The organism is Pluralibacter gergoviae ATCC 33028 = NBRC 105706, from assembly GCF_001598855.1.
GTDB lineage: Bacteria > Pseudomonadota > Gammaproteobacteria > Enterobacterales > Enterobacteriaceae > Pluralibacter > Pluralibacter gergoviae.
In genome coordinates, this window is sequence record NZ_BCZS01000017.1 from 20,055 (window position 1) to 36,863 (window position 16,809).

Here is a 16,809-nt window from a genome sequence, read left to right on the forward strand (position 1 = left end):
AATTCCCTCAGACTAACGACATCCCCTGCCGTTGCGTATAGAATATCCCCCCGAAGTTTCAGGCTGGTCCCACAAGGGCTCCACGGCACACGAAAGCGCGTTGGCTTATTTTCAGGTCGGTTTCGTGTGCTGAATTTTTTACGCATTCATCTACTGGTAACGCATGAATCCCATCGTCATTAATCGGCTTCAGAAGAAGCTGGGCTACACTTTTCAACATCAGGATCTGTTGCAGCAGGCATTAACGCACCGCAGCGCGAGCAGCAAGCACAACGAACGCCTTGAGTTTCTCGGCGATTCGATTCTGAGCTACGTTATCGCTAATGCGCTTTATCACCGCTTCCCGCGCGTCGATGAAGGGGATATGAGCCGCATGCGCGCGACGCTGGTGCGCGGCAATACGCTGGCGGAGCTGGCCCGCGAATTTGAACTGGGCGAGTGTCTGCGCCTGGGGCCGGGCGAGCTGAAGAGCGGCGGCTTTCGCCGGGAATCGATTCTGGCGGATACCGTAGAAGCGCTGATTGGCGGTATTTTCCTCGACAGCGATATTCAGACCGTCGAGAAGATGATCCTTAACTGGTATCAGACCCGGCTGGACGAAATCAGCCCGGGCGATAAGCAAAAGGATCCGAAAACCCGCCTGCAGGAGTATTTACAGGGGCGTCACCTGCCGCTGCCATCCTATCTGGTTGTGCAGGTGCGCGGTGAGGCCCACGATCAGGAATTTACTATCCACTGCCAGGTCAGCGGCCTGAGCGAACCGGTGGTCGGCACGGGTTCCAGCCGCCGCAAGGCGGAACAGGCAGCCGCCGAACAGGCGCTGAAAAAACTGGAGCTGGAATGAGCGACGACAAAACTTACTGCGGATTTATCGCCATCGTGGGTCGTCCCAACGTTGGCAAATCCACGCTGCTGAACAACCTGCTGGGGCAGAAGGTCTCCATTACCTCGCGTAAAGCGCAGACCACCCGCCACCGCATCGTGGGTATCCATACGGAAGGCGCGTATCAGGCGATTTACGTCGATACGCCGGGCCTGCATATGGAAGAGAAGCGCGCCATCAACCGCCTGATGAATAAAGCGGCAAGCAGCTCCATCGGCGACGTTGAGCTGGTTATCTTCGTGGTGGAAGGCACCCGCTGGACGCCGGACGACGAGATGGTGCTCAACAAGCTGCGCGAAGCCCGCGCGCCGGTGATCCTCGCGGTTAACAAAGTGGACAACGTGCAGGAGAAGGCCGACCTGCTGCCCCATCTGCAGTTCCTCGGCAGCCAGATGAACTTCCTCGACATTGTGCCAATTTCAGCCGAAACCGGCCTTAACGTTGACACCGTGGCCGGGATCGTGCGCAAGCACCTGCCAGAGTCGATTCACCACTTTCCGGAAGACTACATCACCGACCGCTCCCAGCGCTTTATGGCCTCCGAGATTATCCGCGAGAAACTGATGCGCTTTCTCGGCGCCGAACTGCCGTATTCCGTCACCGTGGAAATCGAGCGCTTCCAGAGCAACGAGCGCGGCGGCTACGACATCAACGGCCTGATCCTCGTCGAGCGCGAAGGGCAGAAGAAGATGGTGATCGGCAACAAGGGTGCCAAAATCAAAACCATCGGCATCGAAGCCCGCAAGGATATGCAGGAGATGTTCGAAGCGCCCGTCCACCTTGAGCTGTGGGTGAAAGTGAAATCCGGCTGGGCCGACGACGAGCGCGCTTTGCGTAGTCTCGGCTACGTAGACGATCTCTGAGCCGAGCCGACGTGGAAGGCTGGCAGCGGGGCTTCGTCCTGCACTCTCGCCCCTGGAGCGAGACCAGCCTTATTCTTGACGTCTTCACCGAAGAGTCAGGCCGCGTCCGCCTGGTTGCCAAAGGCGCGCGCGCAAAGCGCTCAAATCTCAAAGGGGCGCTCCAGCCCTTTACTCCCTTACTGATCCGCTTCGGCGGCCGCGGCGAAGTGAAAACCCTGCGCAGCGCCGAGGCTATCTCGCTGGCGCTCCCCTTAAGCGGTATCGCCCTCTACAGCGGCCTCTACGTCAATGAACTGCTCTCACGCGTGCTGGAGAGCGAAACCCGCTTCTCTGAACTCTTCTTCGACTACCTGCACTGCATCCAGGCGCTGGCAGGCGTTGACGGCACGCCGGAGCCCGCCCTGCGCCGCTTCGAGCTGGCGCTGCTCGCCCATCTCGGCTACGGCGTGGATTACCTGCACTGCGCGGGGAGCGGCGAGCCGGTGGAGGAGGGGATGACCTACCGCTACCGCGAGGAGAAGGGCTTTATCGCCAGCGTCGTGGTGGATAACGCCACCTTTACCGGCCATCACCTGAAGGCGCTGGCCAGCCGGGAATTTCCCGATGCCGACACGCTGCGGGCGGCAAAGCGCTTTACCCGCATAGCGCTCAAGCCTTATCTTGGCGGTAAACCGCTGAAAAGCCGCGAGCTGTTCCGGCAGTTTGTGCCGAAGCGCGGCGCGGACAAAAGTGAATAATCAACATATCGAGGATTGTCATGGCTGAATTACTGTTAGGCGTCAATATTGACCATATCGCTACCCTGCGCAACGCCCGCGGCACCGCCTATCCGGACCCGGTGCAGGCGGCCTTTATCGCCGAGCAGGCCGGGGCCGACGGTATCACCGTCCACCTGCGCGAAGACCGCCGCCACATCACCGATCGCGATGTGCGCATTCTGCGCCAGACCCTCGATACCCGCATGAACCTGGAGATGGCGGTGACCGAAGAGATGATTGCCATCGCCTGCGAAACGAAGCCGCACTTCTGCTGCCTGGTGCCGGAGAAGCGCCAGGAAGTGACCACCGAAGGCGGGCTCGACGTCGCGGGCCAGCGCGACAAGATGCGCGATGCCTGTCGGCGGCTGGCGGATGCCGGCATTCTGGTGTCGCTGTTCATTGACGCCGATGATGAGCAGATCAAAGCGGCGGCGGAGGTCGGCGCGCCGTTTATCGAGATCCACACCGGCTGCTACGCCGATGCGAAAACCGACGCGGAGCAGGCGAAGGAACTGGAGCGTATTGCCCGCGCGGCGACGCTGGCGGTCAGCCTCGGGCTGAAAGTCAACGCCGGCCACGGCCTGACCTATCACAACGTCAAGCCGATTGCGGCGCTGCCGGAAATGCACGAGCTGAACATCGGCCACGCCATTATCGGCCGCGCGGTGATGAGCGGCCTGAAAGAGGCGGTGGCCGAAATGAAGCGCCTGATGCTGGAAGCGCGTCAGTAATGGCGATCGTGGGGATCGGCACCGACATCGTGGAGATCGCCCGCATTGAGGCGGCGACGGCGCGCAGCGGCGACCGGCTGGCGCGCCGCGTGCTCAGCGATAGCGAATGGAAAATCTGGGAGACGCACCAGCAGCAGGTGCGCTTTCTGGCCAAACGCTTCGCGGTCAAAGAGGCGGCGTCAAAGGCGCTGGGTACCGGTATCCGCAACGGCCTGGCGTTTGAGCAGTTTGAGGTTTACAACGATGAGCTTGGTAAGCCGAAGCTGCGCCTGCTGGGCGCCGCTGCCGAGCTGGCGCAGCGGCTTGGCGTCAGGCACATCCACGTTACGCTCGCCGACGAGCGCCACTACGCCTGCGCGACGGTGATTGCCGAAAGCTAAATCTTATCCGCGTGATGCAGCTGAACGAACTTATCCCACAGCTGCTCTTCACTCTCTGTACGTGCCGGATCTTTCGTAATGGTATTGGGGATCGGGCACACCTTCTGGCAGGTCGGGGTCTCATAGTGGCCCACGCACTCGGTGCAGCGGTCGCCGTTAATCTGATAGATGCTCTCACCCATAGAGATAGCCTCGTTGGGGCATTCGGGTTCGCACATATCGCAGTTGATGCAGCGGCGGGTGATGAGTAAAGACATTTCAGTTGTAACCAGTGAAGCTATTCATAATGACAGCACAAGGCGTTTGTGCTGATGGACACGACGAAGGCCGGTCAGGAGCGCATCTTCGTCGAGGTGGCGAACTTTAACACATTAACGAAATAGGCCCAACAGAAAAGGGGCCTTAAGCGGATCCGATGAAAAAAGCGAAAGTGCATTCAGGCAAAGATTATTTTCAGACTGCCCGGCGTTTGGCGAGGTTTGCTGACCACGATTTCGATATCGCGCCCCAGCCGCGTAAGACACTCCAGCATCTTTGCTTCGCTGATCCCGCGAAATTGACCGCGCAGCAGGTTTGACAGTTTTGGTTGCGTAAGGCCAATCAGCTTTGCGGCCTGCTCCTGAGTGAGGCCCCGACTTTTAATGATTTGGCCGATAGCCGCAGCGAGCTGGGCTTTGATCAGCATCTCTTCAGCAGATTTATCACCCAGATCGGTATACACGTTACCGCTGCTTACTTCGATATTATCGCTCATGGTGCGCTCTCCTGGCATGATCCTCTGCGGCTTTCAGTCGTTCATGAATCTTATTCAAATCGCATTTAGGTGTGGCGATCCCTGATGAGGACTTCTTCTGAAATGCGTGCAAAACATAGACCGCATCGGCAAATTTTACGGTATAGACAGCGCGATAGGTGCTGCCGAAAAATTGTTCAACCACCTCCAGCACTCCGGCGCTACCAAAACCTTTCAACACTTTGCTCTGAGAATGTTTACTGCCCGTTTGAGCGAGATACAGGGCATAGCCGAATACATCCTGCACATCATCAGGTAATGACTGGAGATCCTTTCTGCTGCTACCTACCCAGTAGAGAGATTTCTGTGTTATCCGTACACCTTTTTATATCCATATGGGTATAATTTAGCACGCGGCGCCGAGGAATGTATAGCGATGTCGGGCAGGATTTATGACTACACCAGTTTTTTCACCAGCTCCTCGCTGTGCCTGATCCTCTCCGGCGCGTGCTCGAGATCCTGTTGCACTAGCCCCATAAACAGCAGGTCCGTCAGCATCATCTGTGCGCTGGTCGAGGAGATGGCGGCGCTGCGCGTCGCCTGCTCTTCGGCGATGGTGTAGAGGCACTGGCGCGCGCGCTGCTGCAGCGTATTCGGCGAGAAGCCGGTAATGGCCAGGATATTGCCCCCCGCCCGCAGCGCTTCGTCCACGGCCAGGTTGATCTCCCGGCGCTCTCCGGAGTAGGAGATTGCCAGCAGCAGGTCGTCTGCCGACATCGCCTGCACCGTAGCCAGCAGGGCGTGCATATCCTGCTCCGCCACCGCGCTGAGGCCAATTTTGCGCAGCTTCCAGCCAAAGTTTTGCGCCACCAGCCCCGAGGCCCCAATGCCGGTGATAATGATGCGCCGGGCGCGGCGCAGCATAGCGACGCTCTCCAGCAGCTTGTCTTCACTGTTGACGTCGAGCGAGGCGTGCATCGCGGCGACGTTATCTTTTATCAGCTTCTCACCCACGGTGCGCAGCGGATCGTCGCCGCGGATGTGATTATGCACCGGCATAGAATGCGGGTTAGGGTTACTGGCCAGCGCCTCGCTGAGGGCCAGCTTCAGCGCCGGGAATCCTTTAAACCCCAGCTTCTGGGCGAACTTGACGACGCTTGACTGGCTGACGCCGGCCAGGCCAGCCAGCTGCTGCGAACTGAGGTGGCGCGCCCGATCGGGCTCGGCCAGAATAAAGTCAGCCAGCTTTTTATCGCTCTGCGCCAGATTCGGGTAGCGCTGGCGGATGCTTATCAAACAATTCATGAACTCTCCCGGGACGGTTTCCTGCGGCCAGAGGAATAATTTATTCCATTATAGAGGATTATCCCGCTCAACAACGAAGTAATAAAATAAATTGAGGGTTATTTAATCTATTAATTATGCTAATCAATAGGATACGACAGCCGTGCGGCGAGGTGAAGCCGCATCGTTAGCGGTTTTTGGAAATGAGAGGTTTGCCCTGTTACCCTGTTCAACTGGAGCCAGCGTTCGCGTTAAGGAGATAGCTTTGGTAAATGATTCGCGCCGGATCGTATTTTTTGATTTGGATGGCACGCTGCACAGGCAGGATATGTTCGGCAGCTTTATGTTCTATGCGCTGCGCCACCACCCTCTGAATGTGGTGCTGGTGCTTCTGTTACTGCCTGTTTCCCTGGTGGGATTTATGATCCGCGGCTGGGGGGCGCGCTGGCCGGTGAGCGTGCTGGTATGGGGCGTAACCTTTGGCCACAGCGAAAAGCATCTCCGGGCGCTGGAGGCAAAGTTTGTCACCTGGTTTCGCTCTCGGGTTACAACCTTTCCCGAGGTGCACGCGCGCCTGAGCGACTATCTGACCAGCGGCAGCGCCGACGTGTGGCTGATCACCGGCTCGCCAAAGCACCTGGTTGAGCTGGTCTACTTTGATTCGCCCTGGCTTTCGCAGGTGAAGCTGATTGGCAGCGCGGTGGAGCGCCGCTACGGCGGCTGGGTGCTCAGCCTGCGCTGCTTTGGCCATGAGAAGGTGACGCAGCTTACGGGCCGGATTGGCGCTCCGCTGCAGCTCTACAGCGGCTACAGCGACAGCAATCAGGATAACCCGCTGCTTCATTTTTGCGAGCACCGCTGGCGCGTTACGCCGCAGGGCGCGCTGCAGCAGCTTGAGTAACGGATGCAAATAGCCAGGACGGCGCCGGGGCGGCTGTGTATAATGCGCCGCGATTTTTAACCGGAGTAGCCGACGTGTCAGACACTGAACAGCATGAATACTGGATGCGCCACGCGCTGACCCTGGCCCGGCGCGCGTGGGACGAAGGTGAAGTGCCCGTCGGCGCCGTGCTGGTACACGAGGGTAACGTGATTGGCGAAGGCTGGAACCGGCCGATTGGCCGCCACGATCCGACCGCGCATGCGGAGATCATGGCTCTGCGCCAGGGCGGGGCGGTGCTGCAAAACTACCGGCTGATTAACGCCACGCTGTACGTGACCCTGGAGCCCTGCGTGATGTGTGCCGGGGCGATGGTGCACAGCCGCATCGCCAGGCTGGTGTTCGGCGCCCGGGACGCGAAAACCGGCGCCGCGGGATCGCTGATGGACGTATTACATCATCCGGGGATGAATCATCGGGTGGAGATAACCGAAGGCGTGCTCGGCGCAGAGTGCGCCAGTCTGCTGAGCGATTTTTTCCGCCAGCGTCGCGAGCAGAAAAAGGCCCTGAAGCGCGGCTGCTGCTAGCGGCTGCTGGTTTCCGGATGATGCATCCACCAGTACTCGCTTCCGGCATTTCCCGGCGGTGAGAGCAGGCGCAGCAGGCTGCTCTCGCTCCCTACCTTATTCGGCGCTATTTCATCCGGCGCCACCGCCGGGTAGCCTTCGGCAATCGCCAGCGTCTTTGTCGCCTGCTTCTCCTGCTCGACCAGGTAGCCGACCAGGCTTATCTCATACTTGCGAATATTTTCAACATAGGCATAGGCCTCGTGGCCGCGCGCGTAGCCGTAGGTGAGCCGGCTGTAATAAGGTTTCTGGCTGAGCAGCGGCAGGCGCTGCTTTACGTCGGTCCAGCTGTCGGGATTGCCCTTTTGTTTTGCGGTCAGGGCGCGGGCGTCGAGCATGTGCGCGTAGCCCATATTGTAGGCCGCCAGCGCAAACCAGATCCTTTCATCCTCGGGGACGCTGTCGGGCACCTTGGCCATCATATCCTGCAGATAGCGCATTCCGCCGCTGATGCTCTGTTCGGCATCGGTCCGGTCGCTCAGCCCCAGGCTCTGGGCGGTATTTTTGGTCAGCATCATCATGCCGCGCACGCCGGTTGGCGAGGTGGCCTGCGGATCCCAGTGCGACTCCTGCCAGGCGATGGCCGCCAGCAGGCGCCAGTCAATCTGCCGGGCATACTTCTGGAACAGCGGCTGCAGGCCGGGGAGCTGATTCTCAACGGCGCGCAGAAAGGTGCGGGTATCGAAATAGTCAAAGCCCTCGCCGTGGCCGAGATACTTCTCTTCCAGCCGGGCCAGGGTGCCGTCTTCATTGATGGTACTGAAGAAATCGAGCATGGCGGCGGAGAGGGTGTTGTCGCTGTCCTTCGCGCTAAACCAGGTTACCGGCTGCTCGTCGGTGAGATCGAGCGCTACCGCCAGTTCAGGATGCACCCGCTGAAACAGGCCAATCGCCACCGAGTCGGCAATGGTAAAGTCGATTTTGCCGTTTATCACGTCCTCCATCAGCTCGACGCTGCCGCGCCGGGCATCCACCGTCCAGCTCAGCGAGGGGTATTTTTTTGCCTGCAGGGCCTGTAAATCGTTGAGCGCCACGTGCCCGGGGGCGATGACCAGCTGTCCGGGACTGATGTTTTCCAGGGAGCGCGGGCGCAGGCTGCCCTTGCGGTAAACCAGCTGCTGCGATACCGAGTAGTAGGTGGGGCCGGCCTGATAGTTTTTTGTCCGCTCGCGGTTATACACCAGCCCCGCTGCCAGCATATCGGCCCGCCCGGCGTCCAGATCGTCAAACAGCTGGCTGATGTTCTGGCGAACAGTCACCTTAAGGCTGACGCCAAGATAGTCGGCAAACTGGCGGGCCAGCTCATAATCGAGACCGTTATCGCTCTCTTTAATGCTGAAGAAGGTCAGGGGCGAGACGACGGTACTGACGCGCAGCTCGCCGCGGGCCTGAATGGCCGCGATGCGGTTCTCCGGTTTCGTGTACCAGGGGACTGAGGGCCACAGCGCCGCCGCCAGCAGCAGCGTGACGATGCCAATAAACAGATAATTAATCTTTAATTTTTTCAAATAGTTAATTCTCTGTCAGCGGACCGGCCTCAGGCGTCAGTTATCACAGTAAAGGTAAGGGAAACGGCAGTTTGGCGGCATTTTGCTTAACAATGCGCCAGTTCGCAACTTATTCATGCGATTTGTCACACCAATTGATAAACGGTCCTGGCAACTTTATTTCGACGCAAACGGTTACGTCGCAGCGCGCGATGCTCTATAATGGCGCCCGTTTTCCGCCATTGCGCACACTGAAACCCAGAAGACGAGAGACTTATGATGGAAATTCTGCGTGGTTCGCCTGCACTGTCTGCATTTCGCATTACTAAACTGCTGGCACGCTTTCAGGCAGCCAACCTTCCGGTCAGCAACATTTACGCCGAATACATGCACTTCGCCGAGCTGAGCGCGCCGCTCAGCGACGAGGAGCAGACCCGGCTGGCGAGTTTGCTGACGTATGGCCCTTACCTTAGCAGCCATACCCCCGCCGGAAAATTACTGCTCGTCACTCCCCGCCCCGGCACCATCTCCCCCTGGTCTTCAAAAGCAACCGACATCGCCCACAACTGCGGCCTGCAGCAGGTGGTGCGCCTCGAGCGCGGCGTGGCGTATTACGTCGAGGCCTCGACCCTGAGTGCGGACCAGTGGCAGCGGGTGGCAGCCGAACTGCACGACAGAATGATGGAGAGCGTTTTTGGCTCCCTGCAGGAGGCGGAAAACCTCTTTGCCCACCACCAGCCCGCGCCGGTGGCCAGCGTCGATATGCTGGGGCAGGGGCGCAGCGCGCTGGAAGAGGCCAACCGGCGCCTCGGCCTGGCGCTGGCGGAAGATGAGATAGACTATCTGCTGGATGCCTTCACTACGCTTAACCGCAATCCGAACGATATCGAGCTGTACATGTTTGCGCAGGCCAACTCCGAGCACTGCCGCCACAAGATTTTCAACGCCGACTGGGTCATCGACGGCGAACAGCAGCCGAAGTCGCTGTTCAAAATGATCAAGAACACCTTCGAGAAGACCCCGGATCACGTCCTCTCCGCCTATAAAGACAACGCGGCGGTGATGGAGGGCTCTGAAGTCGGGCGCTTCTTTGCCGATCGCGACGGCGACCGCTACGGCTATCATCAGGAGCCCACCCACATTCTGATGAAAGTAGAAACCCACAACCACCCGACCGCCATCTCGCCGTGGCCGGGCGCGGCCACCGGCTCCGGCGGTGAAATTCGCGACGAAGGCGCCACCGGGCGCGGCGCGAAGCCGAAGGCCGGGCTGGTGGGCTTCTCGGTCTCCAACCTGCGCATTCCCGGCTTTGAGCAGCCGTGGGAAGAGGATTTCGGTAAGCCCGAGCGCATCGTCACCGCGCTGGACATCATGACCGATGGTCCGCTGGGCGGCGCGGCGTTTAACAACGAATTTGGCCGTCCGGCGCTGACCGGCTACTTCCGCACCTATGAAGAGCGGGTCAACAGCCACAACGGCGAAGAGCTGCGCGGCTATCACAAGCCGATCATGCTGGCGGGCGGTATCGGCAACATCCGCGCCGATCACGTGCAGAAGGGCGACATCAGCGTCGGGGCGAAGCTTATCGTCCTCGGCGGCCCGGCGATGAACATCGGCCTCGGCGGCGGGGCTGCCTCCTCCATGGCCTCCGGCCAGTCCGACGCCGACCTCGACTTTGCCTCCGTGCAGCGCGACAACCCGGAAATGGAGCGCCGCTGCCAGGAGGTCATCGACCGCTGCTGGCAGATGGGCGACGCCAACCCGATCCTGTTTATCCACGACGTGGGCGCAGGCGGTCTCTCCAACGCCATGCCGGAGCTGGTAAGCGACGGCGGGCGCGGCGGCAAATTCAACCTGCGCGACATCCTCAGCGATGAGCCGGGCATGAGCCCGCTGGAGATCTGGTGTAACGAATCCCAGGAGCGCTACGTGCTGGCGGTCGCACCTGACCAGCTGCCGCTGTTCGACGAACTCTGCCGCCGCGAGCGCGCGCCTTACGCCGTCATTGGCGAGGCGACGCAGGAGCAGCACCTCAGCCTCAGCGACAGCCATTTCGACAATCGCCCCATTGATATGCCGCTGGACGTCCTGCTCGGCAAAACGCCGAAGATGACCCGCGACGTGCAGACACTCAGCGCCGCCGGTGAAGCGCTGGACCGCCGCGACATCAGCCTCGACGAGGCGGTGAACCGCGTGCTGCACCTGCCGACCGTGGCGGAAAAAACCTTCCTCGTCACCATCGGCGATCGCTCGGTTACCGGCATGGTGGCTCGCGATCAGATGGTCGGTCCGTGGCAGATCCCGGTGGCCGACTGCGCGGTGACTACCGCCAGCCTCGACAGCTACTGCGGCGAGGCAATGTCGCTCGGCGAGCGCGCCCCGGTGGCGCTGCTGGATTTTGCCGCCTCGGCGCGGCTCGCCGTCGGCGAGGCGCTGACCAACATGGCGGGGACGCAGATTGGCGACCTTAAGCGCGTGAAGCTCTCCGCCAACTGGATGGCCGCTGCCGGTCACCCGGGGGAAGACGCGGGTCTCTACGCGGCGGTGAAGGCCGTCGGCGAAGAGCTGTGCCCGGCGCTGGGCCTGACCATTCCGGTGGGTAAAGACTCGATGTCGATGAAGACCCGCTGGCAGGAGGGCAGCGAGCAGCGCGAAATGACCTCGCCGCTGTCGCTGGTGATCACCGCCTTCGGCCGCGTCGAGGACGTGCGTCGCACCGTGACGCCGCAGCTTTCAACGGAAGATAACGCCCTGCTGCTGATCGACCTCGGTAAAGGGCACAACGCGCTGGGCGCCACGGCGCTGGCGCAGGTCTATCGCCAGCTCGGCGATAAGCCCGCCGACGTGCGCAGCCCAGAGCAATTGAAAGGTTTCTGGGAGGCGATGCAGACGCTGGTGGCTGAACGTAAGCTGCTGGCCTGGCACGACCGCTCCGACGGCGGCCTGCTGGTCACCCTGGCCGAGATGGCCTTTGCCGGCCACTGCGGCGTCGAGGTGGATATCGCCGCGCTGGGCGACGATCGCCTGGCGGCGCTGTTTAACGAAGAGCTGGGCGGCGTTATTCAGGTCCGCGCAGAAGATCGCGCCGTCGTGGAGCAGATCCTCACCGATCGCGGCCTTGCGGACTGCGTCCACTATCTGGGTAAAGCGACCGGGGGCGACCGCTTTGTTATCACCGCCGACGGCCGCCCGGTCTACAGCGAAAGCCGCACCCAGCTGCGCATGTGGTGGGCGGAAACCACCTGGCAGATGCAGCGCCTGCGCGACAACCCGGCCTGCGCCGACCAGGAGCACGAGGCGAAGCGCAACGACGGCGATCCGGGCCTCAGTGCCCGGCTTACCTTCGATCCCGCAGAGGACGTTGCCGCGCCCTTTATCGCCACCGGCGCCCGTCCGAAAGTGGCGGTGCTGCGCGAACAGGGCGTCAACTCCCACGTCGAAATGGCGGCGGCATTCCACCGCGCCGGCTTCGACGCCATCGACGTCCACATGAGCGATCTGCTGGCCGGGCGTCGCGGGCTGGAGGATTTCCAGGCGCTGGTAGCCTGCGGCGGCTTCTCCTACGGCGACGTACTGGGGGCGGGCGAAGGCTGGGCGAAGTCGATTCTGTTCAACGAACGCGTGCGCGACGAGTTCGCCACCTTCTTCCACCGCCCGCAGACCCTGGCGCTCGGCGTGTGCAACGGCTGCCAGATGATGTCCAACCTGCGCGACCTTATTCCGGGCAGCGAACTGTGGCCGCGCTTCGTGCGCAATACCTCGGACCGCTTTGAAGCGCGCTTCAGCCTGGTGGAAGTGACCCAGAGCCCGTCTCTGCTGCTGCAGGGCATGGTCGGATCGCAGATGCCGATTGCCGTGTCGCACGGCGAAGGGCGGGTGGAAGTGCGCGACGCCGCCCATCTGGCCCAGCTTGAGAGCAAAGGCCTGGTGGCGCTGCGCTACGTCGACAACGCCGGCTGCGTTACCGAAAGCTATCCGGCCAACCCGAACGGCTCGCCGAACGGCATCACGGCGGTCACCAGCGAAACCGGCCGCGTCACCGTGATGATGCCGCATCCGGAGCGCGTGTTCCGCACGGTGGCCAACTCCTGGCATCCGGAGAACTGGGGCGAAGACGGACCGTGGATGCGCATTTTCCGCAATGCGCGCAGGCAGCTCGGCTAAGTTCTGCCGCTGACAGAGGGCCCTTCATTATGAAGGGCTTTTTTTTGGCGGGGCGCGGGGAGAGGGGAGAGGTGTCTGAAAAAGGCGACAAAGGCGATAATCGCATGTCGCCATATGGCGACACATAATTCATTGTTTTTATTGCAGATGTAATCAAACTTGTTTTGTGTCGCTATTTTGCGACACTTTGATTAAAAATGCGCCCGCGTATTTTTTATCGTGTCGTCATAAATATTGATAACTTTCATTAGGTTAAATATTTATATTGCGTCATGGCACGCTTTCTGCATAATACAGCGCAGTGGCTCATTCACCCTCTTATGTCAGCCCCTTCGGGACGCGCTACATAAACTTCGAATGACGCACAACAAGGTGCCTGCCGTCCAGCTTCTGATATCAGCTCTGCTCTATCAGCCACCGGGCGAAACGTTGAGTTAGGCACCGCCTTATTGCATAACAGCGCCGGGTTTACGCCCGGCGTTGTTGTATCTGCCCCCGCTCCTCAGTTACCCTTCCGACAGGTTCTTTTTGCGGAAAATGTCCATTGAAACGCTGGTCCCTGTTTCCCCGCTCCCTGCGCCAGCTGGTGATGCTCTCTTTTGTGCTGATCCTGTTGCCCCTGCTGGTGCTTGCCTGGCAGGCGTGGCAGAGCCTGAACGCGCTCAGCGATCGGGCGGCAGTCACTAACCGCACCACGCTAGTGGAGGCCCGGCGCAGCGAGGCGATGGCCAACGCGGCGCTGGAGATGGAGCGCAGCTATCGCCAGTACTGCGTACTGGACGATGCGACCCTCGCCAGTGTCTATCAGGGACAGCGCAAGCGCTACAGCGACATGCTGCGGGCGCACGAAGGCGTGCTGCCGGATGCGCTGCTCTATCAGCAGCTGCGCCGGCATCTCGACGCGCTGGCGCAGCTGCGCTGTAAAAACAGCGGTCCGGATGCGGGCGCCGTCGCCGAACTGGATGCCTTTGCGGCCGCCAACTCCGCGATGGTGCAGGCCACGCGAACGGTGGTTTTCTCCCGGGGCCAGCAGCTGCAGCAGGAAATCGCCGAACGCGGCCAGTTTTTCGGCTGGCTGGCGCTGGTGCTGTTTCTGCTCAGCCTGACGATGATGCTGCTCTTTACGCGTATGATCATCGGCCCGGTCAAGGGTATTGAAAGCATGATTAATCGCCTGGGGGAAGGGGAGAGCCTGAGCGGCAGCGGCGTGTTTAAAGGGCCGAGGGAGCTGCGCTCCGTGGGCAAGCGCATCCTCTGGCTCAGCGAGCGCCTGACCTGGCTTGAGTCCCAGCGCCACCAGTTTTTACGCCACCTCTCTCACGAACTGAAAACGCCGCTCGCCAGTATGCGCGAAGGCACCGAACTGCTGGCGGACCGCATCGTCGGGCCGCTCACGCCGGAGCAGCAGGAGGTGGTGGCGATCCTCGACAGCAGCAGCCGCAATCTGCAAACCCTGATTGAGCAACTGCTGGACTATAACCGCAAACTTGCCGACACCGCCGCCGAACTGCAGCCGGTGGCCCTGGCCCCGCTGGTTGAAAAAATGATCGCCGCCCACAGCTTGCCGGCACGCGCTAAAATGATGAACACCCGGGTTGAGATGAACGCACCCGGCTGCCAGGCGGAGCCGACACTGTTGCTCTCTGCGATAGATAACCTCTACTCCAACGCGATACACTACGGCGATAACGCCACGGATATCCTGCTGCGCAGCCGGCAGCAGGGCAATAGCGTGATTATCGAGATCGTTAACAGCGGTCCGCCGGTACCGGAGGCGGAAAAAAATATGATTTTTGAACCTTTTTATCAGGGCAGCCGTCAACGTAAAGGGGCCGTAAAGGGAAGCGGCCTTGGACTCAGCATTGCCCGCGACTGCGTGCGGCGCATGAAGGGCTCCCTGCAGCTGGTAGACGAGCGGCCCGGCACTGTCTGTTTTCGCATCACACTGGCGCGTCCGGACGCGGGTAACCCAACTCAATGACTCAAAAACGGGTAACGATTTTGTCTCTTTTTCGACAGTTTTTCGCCAGCGCCGCCTGTCTGCTGCTGGCAGGATGCGCCTCGTCTCTTTCTGCGCACAAGACGTCCTCCGGCAGCGGCGAGAAGCTGCCTGAACAGCAGGTGGCGGATTTCCTCTCCACTGACTGCGCAGACATCTGGTCGCTGCAGGGCGAGCCGGTGGAAAAAAATCCGCTTTACTGGCTGCGGAGTATGGACTGCGCCAGCCGCCTCTCTTCATCAGAGGCCAGGCGCGAAGCCAGCCGGCATCCTCAGTCCCGCTGGCAGGAGGCGTTCCGCCGGGGGATCCTGCTGGCAAATGCCCGCATCACGCCGCCGGAGCGGCGGGAGATCGTCAGCGAGGCGGACGATTTCAGCGGGCAGATCCCCGCGCACGTGCGCCCCCTCTATCAGATCTGGCGCGACGGTCAGCTGCTGCAGCTGAGCCAGGCCGAGGCGCGGATGCGCTATAGCCAGCTGCAGCAAACATCGGACGCCGAGCTTGACGAAATGCGTAAGGAGCAGCAGACCCTGCGCAGCGAGCTTGAACTCACTACCCGCAAGCTGGAGAACCTGACCGATATTGAGCGTCAGCTCTCCAGCCGCAAGCCCTCCGGCAGCGGCCTGCTGCCGGATGCGTCGCACGGCGATGAGGAGAAGGAGAAATAATGGCTGAACGTAACAGCGCGCGACTGCTGCTGGTGGACGACGACCCTGGGCTGCTGAAGCTGCTGGGCCTGCGCCTGACCAGCGAAGGCTTTCGCGTGACTACCGCAGAGAGCGGACACGAAGCGCTGCGGCTGCTTGCCAGGGAAAAAATTGACCTGGTCATCAGCGATCTGCGGATGGATGAGATGGACGGCCTGCAGCTGTTTGCTGAGATCCAGAAGGTGCAGCCGGGGATGCCGGTGATCATTCTGACCGCCCACGGTTCGATACCGGAAGCGGTGAGCGCTACCCAGCAGGGCGTATTCAGCTTCCTCACCAAGCCGGTGGATAAAGACGCCCTCTATAAAGCGATTGATGAGGCGCTGGCGCACACCGCCGCCGCGACCGACGAGGCGTGGCGCTCGGCCATCGTCACCCGCAGCCCGGTGATGCTGCGGCTGCTGGAACAGGCCCGGATGGTCGCGCAGTCTGACGTCAGCGTGCTGATTAACGGCCAGAGCGGCACCGGCAAAGAGATTTTCGCCCAGGCCATTCATCAGGCCAGCGCCCGGCGCAGCGCGCCGTTTATCGCCATAAACTGCGGCGCCCTGCCGGAGCCACTGCTGGAATCTGAACTGTTTGGCCACGTGCGTGGCGCATTTACCGGCGCGGTCAGCAGCCGGGAAGGGCTCTTTCAGGCCGCCGGCGGCGGGACGCTGTTCCTCGATGAGATCGGCGATATGCCGCTGCCGCTGCAGGTCAAGCTGCTGCGCGTGCTGCAGGAGCGCAAGGTGCGGCCGCTCGGCAGCAACCGCGATCTGGAGATTGATGTGCGCATTATTTCCGCCACCCACCGCGATTTGCCGAAGGCGATGGCGCGCGGTGAATTTCGCGAAGATTTGTTCTACCGCCTCAACGTCGTCAGCCTGAAGATCCCGCCGCTGTCGGCGCGGGCGGAGGATATTCCGCTGCTGGCTAACCACCTGCTGCGCGAGGCCGCGAGCCGTCACAAGCCGTTCGTTCGCGCCTTCTCTACCGACGCCATGAAGCGGCTGATGGCCGCCGGCTGGCCCGGTAACGTGCGCCAACTGGTGAACGTGATAGAGCAGTGCGTGGCTCTGACCAGCTCGCCGGTGATCGGCGACGCGCTGGTTGAGCAGGCGCTGGAGGGCGAGAACACCGCGCTGCCGACCTTTGCCGATGCCCGCAGCCAGTTTGAACTCAACTACCTGCGCAAGCTGCTGCAAATCACCAAAGGCAACGTCACCCACGCGGCGAGAATGGCCGGGCGCAACCGGACGGAGTTTTATAAACTGCTGTCGCGCCACGAACTGGACGCCGGCGACTTTAAAGAGTAGCCCGCCGCGCCCTGCG

15 protein-coding genes and 1 pseudogene are annotated in these 16,809 nt (G+C 61.0%); 11 read left to right on the forward strand and 5 right to left on the reverse strand.

All coding sequences use genetic code 11. The features are described 5' to 3' along the window. Nucleotides 1-163 precede the first annotated feature (163 nt). From rnc to acpS, 5 genes are read left to right on the forward strand one after another with little or no spacing between them, the layout of a single operon-like run. A complete protein-coding gene (rnc, locus tag ENGE1_RS16755; protein ID WP_043082493.1) occupies nucleotides 164-844 on the forward strand; it encodes a ribonuclease III in 681 nt (226 codons plus the stop codon). Then, nucleotides 841-1,746 carry a GTPase Era gene (gene era, locus ENGE1_RS16760; protein ID WP_045287229.1) on the forward strand — a complete coding sequence of 302 codons (906 nt, stop codon included), beginning with the start codon at nucleotides 841-843 and terminating at the stop codon, nucleotides 1,744-1,746. The genes rnc and era overlap by 4 nt, the downstream gene beginning before the upstream one ends. 11 nt (nucleotides 1,747-1,757) lie before the next feature. Next, complete coding sequence (gene recO / locus ENGE1_RS16765) at nucleotides 1,758-2,483, forward strand: DNA repair protein RecO (protein WP_043082495.1); 726 nt, start codon at nucleotides 1,758-1,760, stop codon at nucleotides 2,481-2,483. A gap of 20 nt (nucleotides 2,484-2,503) precedes the next feature. After that, nucleotides 2,504-3,235, forward strand: a complete 732-nt coding sequence (pdxJ, locus tag ENGE1_RS16770; RefSeq protein ID WP_043082496.1) for a pyridoxine 5'-phosphate synthase — start codon at nucleotides 2,504-2,506, stop codon at nucleotides 3,233-3,235. Then, a complete protein-coding gene (acpS, locus tag ENGE1_RS16775; RefSeq protein WP_043082497.1) occupies nucleotides 3,235-3,615 on the forward strand; it encodes a holo-ACP synthase in 381 nt (126 codons plus the stop codon). The genes pdxJ and acpS overlap by 1 nt, the downstream gene beginning before the upstream one ends. On the opposite strand, the gene ENGE1_RS16780 is transcribed toward acpS, so the two are convergent. The 4 genes from ENGE1_RS16780 to ENGE1_RS16795 form a co-directional block, all read right to left on the reverse strand. Then, the gene (locus ENGE1_RS16780) at nucleotides 3,612-3,872 is read right to left on the reverse strand and encodes a YfhL family 4Fe-4S dicluster ferredoxin (protein WP_048254441.1); all 261 of its coding nucleotides are present in this window, start codon (nucleotides 3,870-3,872) and stop codon (nucleotides 3,612-3,614) included. The genes acpS and ENGE1_RS16780 overlap by 4 nt on opposite strands. Nucleotides 3,873-4,051: 179 nt before the next feature. Continuing rightward, nucleotides 4,052-4,369 (reverse strand): helix-turn-helix domain-containing protein, encoded by a 318-nt coding sequence (locus ENGE1_RS16785; RefSeq protein ID WP_043082499.1) that lies wholly within the window; start codon nucleotides 4,367-4,369, stop codon nucleotides 4,052-4,054. Further along, entirely contained in the window at nucleotides 4,359-4,655 is a 297-nt protein-coding gene (locus tag ENGE1_RS27090; RefSeq protein WP_240533045.1) for a type II toxin-antitoxin system RelE/ParE family toxin, read from the reverse strand. Before ENGE1_RS27090 ends, ENGE1_RS16785 begins: the two co-directional genes overlap by 11 nt. A 149-nt stretch (nucleotides 4,656-4,804) precedes the next feature. Next, complete coding sequence (locus tag ENGE1_RS16795) at nucleotides 4,805-5,653, reverse strand: MurR/RpiR family transcriptional regulator (RefSeq protein ID WP_043082501.1); 849 nt, start codon at nucleotides 5,651-5,653, stop codon at nucleotides 4,805-4,807. A gap of 244 nt (nucleotides 5,654-5,897) precedes the next feature. Here ENGE1_RS16795 and yfhb point away from each other — a divergent pair, with 244 nt between their 5' ends. Then, entirely contained in the window at nucleotides 5,898-6,533 is a 636-nt protein-coding gene (gene yfhb / locus ENGE1_RS16800; RefSeq protein WP_048254444.1) for a phosphatidylglycerophosphatase C, read from the forward strand. Nucleotides 6,534-6,568: 35 nt separating this feature from the next. Continuing rightward, nucleotides 6,569-7,099, forward strand: coding sequence for a tRNA adenosine(34) deaminase TadA (gene tadA, locus ENGE1_RS16805; RefSeq protein ID WP_071883349.1), 531 nt, complete (start codon nucleotides 6,569-6,571; stop codon nucleotides 7,097-7,099). A 107-nt stretch (nucleotides 7,100-7,206) separates the two neighbouring features. Here tadA and mltF read toward each other — a convergent pair. Then, nucleotides 7,207-8,661, reverse strand: a pseudogene (mltF, locus tag ENGE1_RS16810) (membrane-bound lytic murein transglycosylase MltF); the annotation flags it as partial. A 240-nt stretch (nucleotides 8,662-8,901) separates the two neighbouring features. On the opposite strand from mltF, the gene purL reads away from it, so the two are divergent. The 4 genes from purL (at nucleotide 8,902) to glrR (ending at nucleotide 16,793) form a co-directional block, all read left to right on the forward strand. Further along, on the forward strand, nucleotides 8,902-12,789 hold the full coding sequence (purL, locus tag ENGE1_RS16815; protein ID WP_064360658.1) for a phosphoribosylformylglycinamidine synthase: 3,888 nt from the start codon (nucleotides 8,902-8,904) through the stop codon (nucleotides 12,787-12,789). A gap of 544 nt (nucleotides 12,790-13,333) precedes the next feature. Beyond that, nucleotides 13,334-14,770, forward strand: coding sequence for a sensor histidine kinase (locus ENGE1_RS16820; RefSeq protein WP_048254448.1), 1,437 nt, complete (start codon nucleotides 13,334-13,336; stop codon nucleotides 14,768-14,770). Further along, nucleotides 14,767-15,456, forward strand: a complete 690-nt coding sequence (qseG, locus tag ENGE1_RS16825; protein WP_048254449.1) for a two-component system QseEF-associated lipoprotein QseG — start codon at nucleotides 14,767-14,769, stop codon at nucleotides 15,454-15,456. Before ENGE1_RS16820 ends, qseG begins: the two co-directional genes overlap by 4 nt. Next, complete coding sequence (gene glrR / locus ENGE1_RS16830) at nucleotides 15,456-16,793, forward strand: two-component system response regulator GlrR (RefSeq protein WP_043082507.1); 1,338 nt, start codon at nucleotides 15,456-15,458, stop codon at nucleotides 16,791-16,793. Before qseG ends, glrR begins: the two co-directional genes overlap by 1 nt. The last annotated feature ends 16 nt before the right edge of the window (nucleotides 16,794-16,809 follow it).

What these genes read in the sequence shown, in the direction of transcription:
- ENGE1_RS16785 (WP_043082499.1), bottom strand. Translation starts at nt 4,369, where the DNA reads ATGAGCGATAATATCGAAGTAAGCAGCGGTAACGTGTATACCGATCTG.
- rnc (WP_043082493.1), top strand. Translation starts at nt 164, where the DNA reads ATGAATCCCATCGTCATTAATCGGCTTCAGAAGAAGCTGGGCTACACT.
- ENGE1_RS16780 (WP_048254441.1), bottom strand. Translation starts at nt 3,872, where the DNA reads ATGTCTTTACTCATCACCCGCCGCTGCATCAACTGCGATATGTGCGAA.
- pdxJ (WP_043082496.1), top strand. Translation starts at nt 2,504, where the DNA reads ATGGCTGAATTACTGTTAGGCGTCAATATTGACCATATCGCTACCCTG.
- qseG (WP_048254449.1), top strand. Translation starts at nt 14,767, where the DNA reads ATGACTCAAAAACGGGTAACGATTTTGTCTCTTTTTCGACAGTTTTTC.
- era (WP_045287229.1), top strand. Translation starts at nt 841, where the DNA reads ATGAGCGACGACAAAACTTACTGCGGATTTATCGCCATCGTGGGTCGT.
- purL (WP_064360658.1), top strand. Translation starts at nt 8,902, where the DNA reads ATGATGGAAATTCTGCGTGGTTCGCCTGCACTGTCTGCATTTCGCATT.
- acpS (WP_043082497.1), top strand. Translation starts at nt 3,235, where the DNA reads ATGGCGATCGTGGGGATCGGCACCGACATCGTGGAGATCGCCCGCATT.
- ENGE1_RS16795 (WP_043082501.1), bottom strand. Translation starts at nt 5,653, where the DNA reads ATGAATTGTTTGATAAGCATCCGCCAGCGCTACCCGAATCTGGCGCAG.
- glrR (WP_043082507.1), top strand. Translation starts at nt 15,456, where the DNA reads ATGGCTGAACGTAACAGCGCGCGACTGCTGCTGGTGGACGACGACCCT.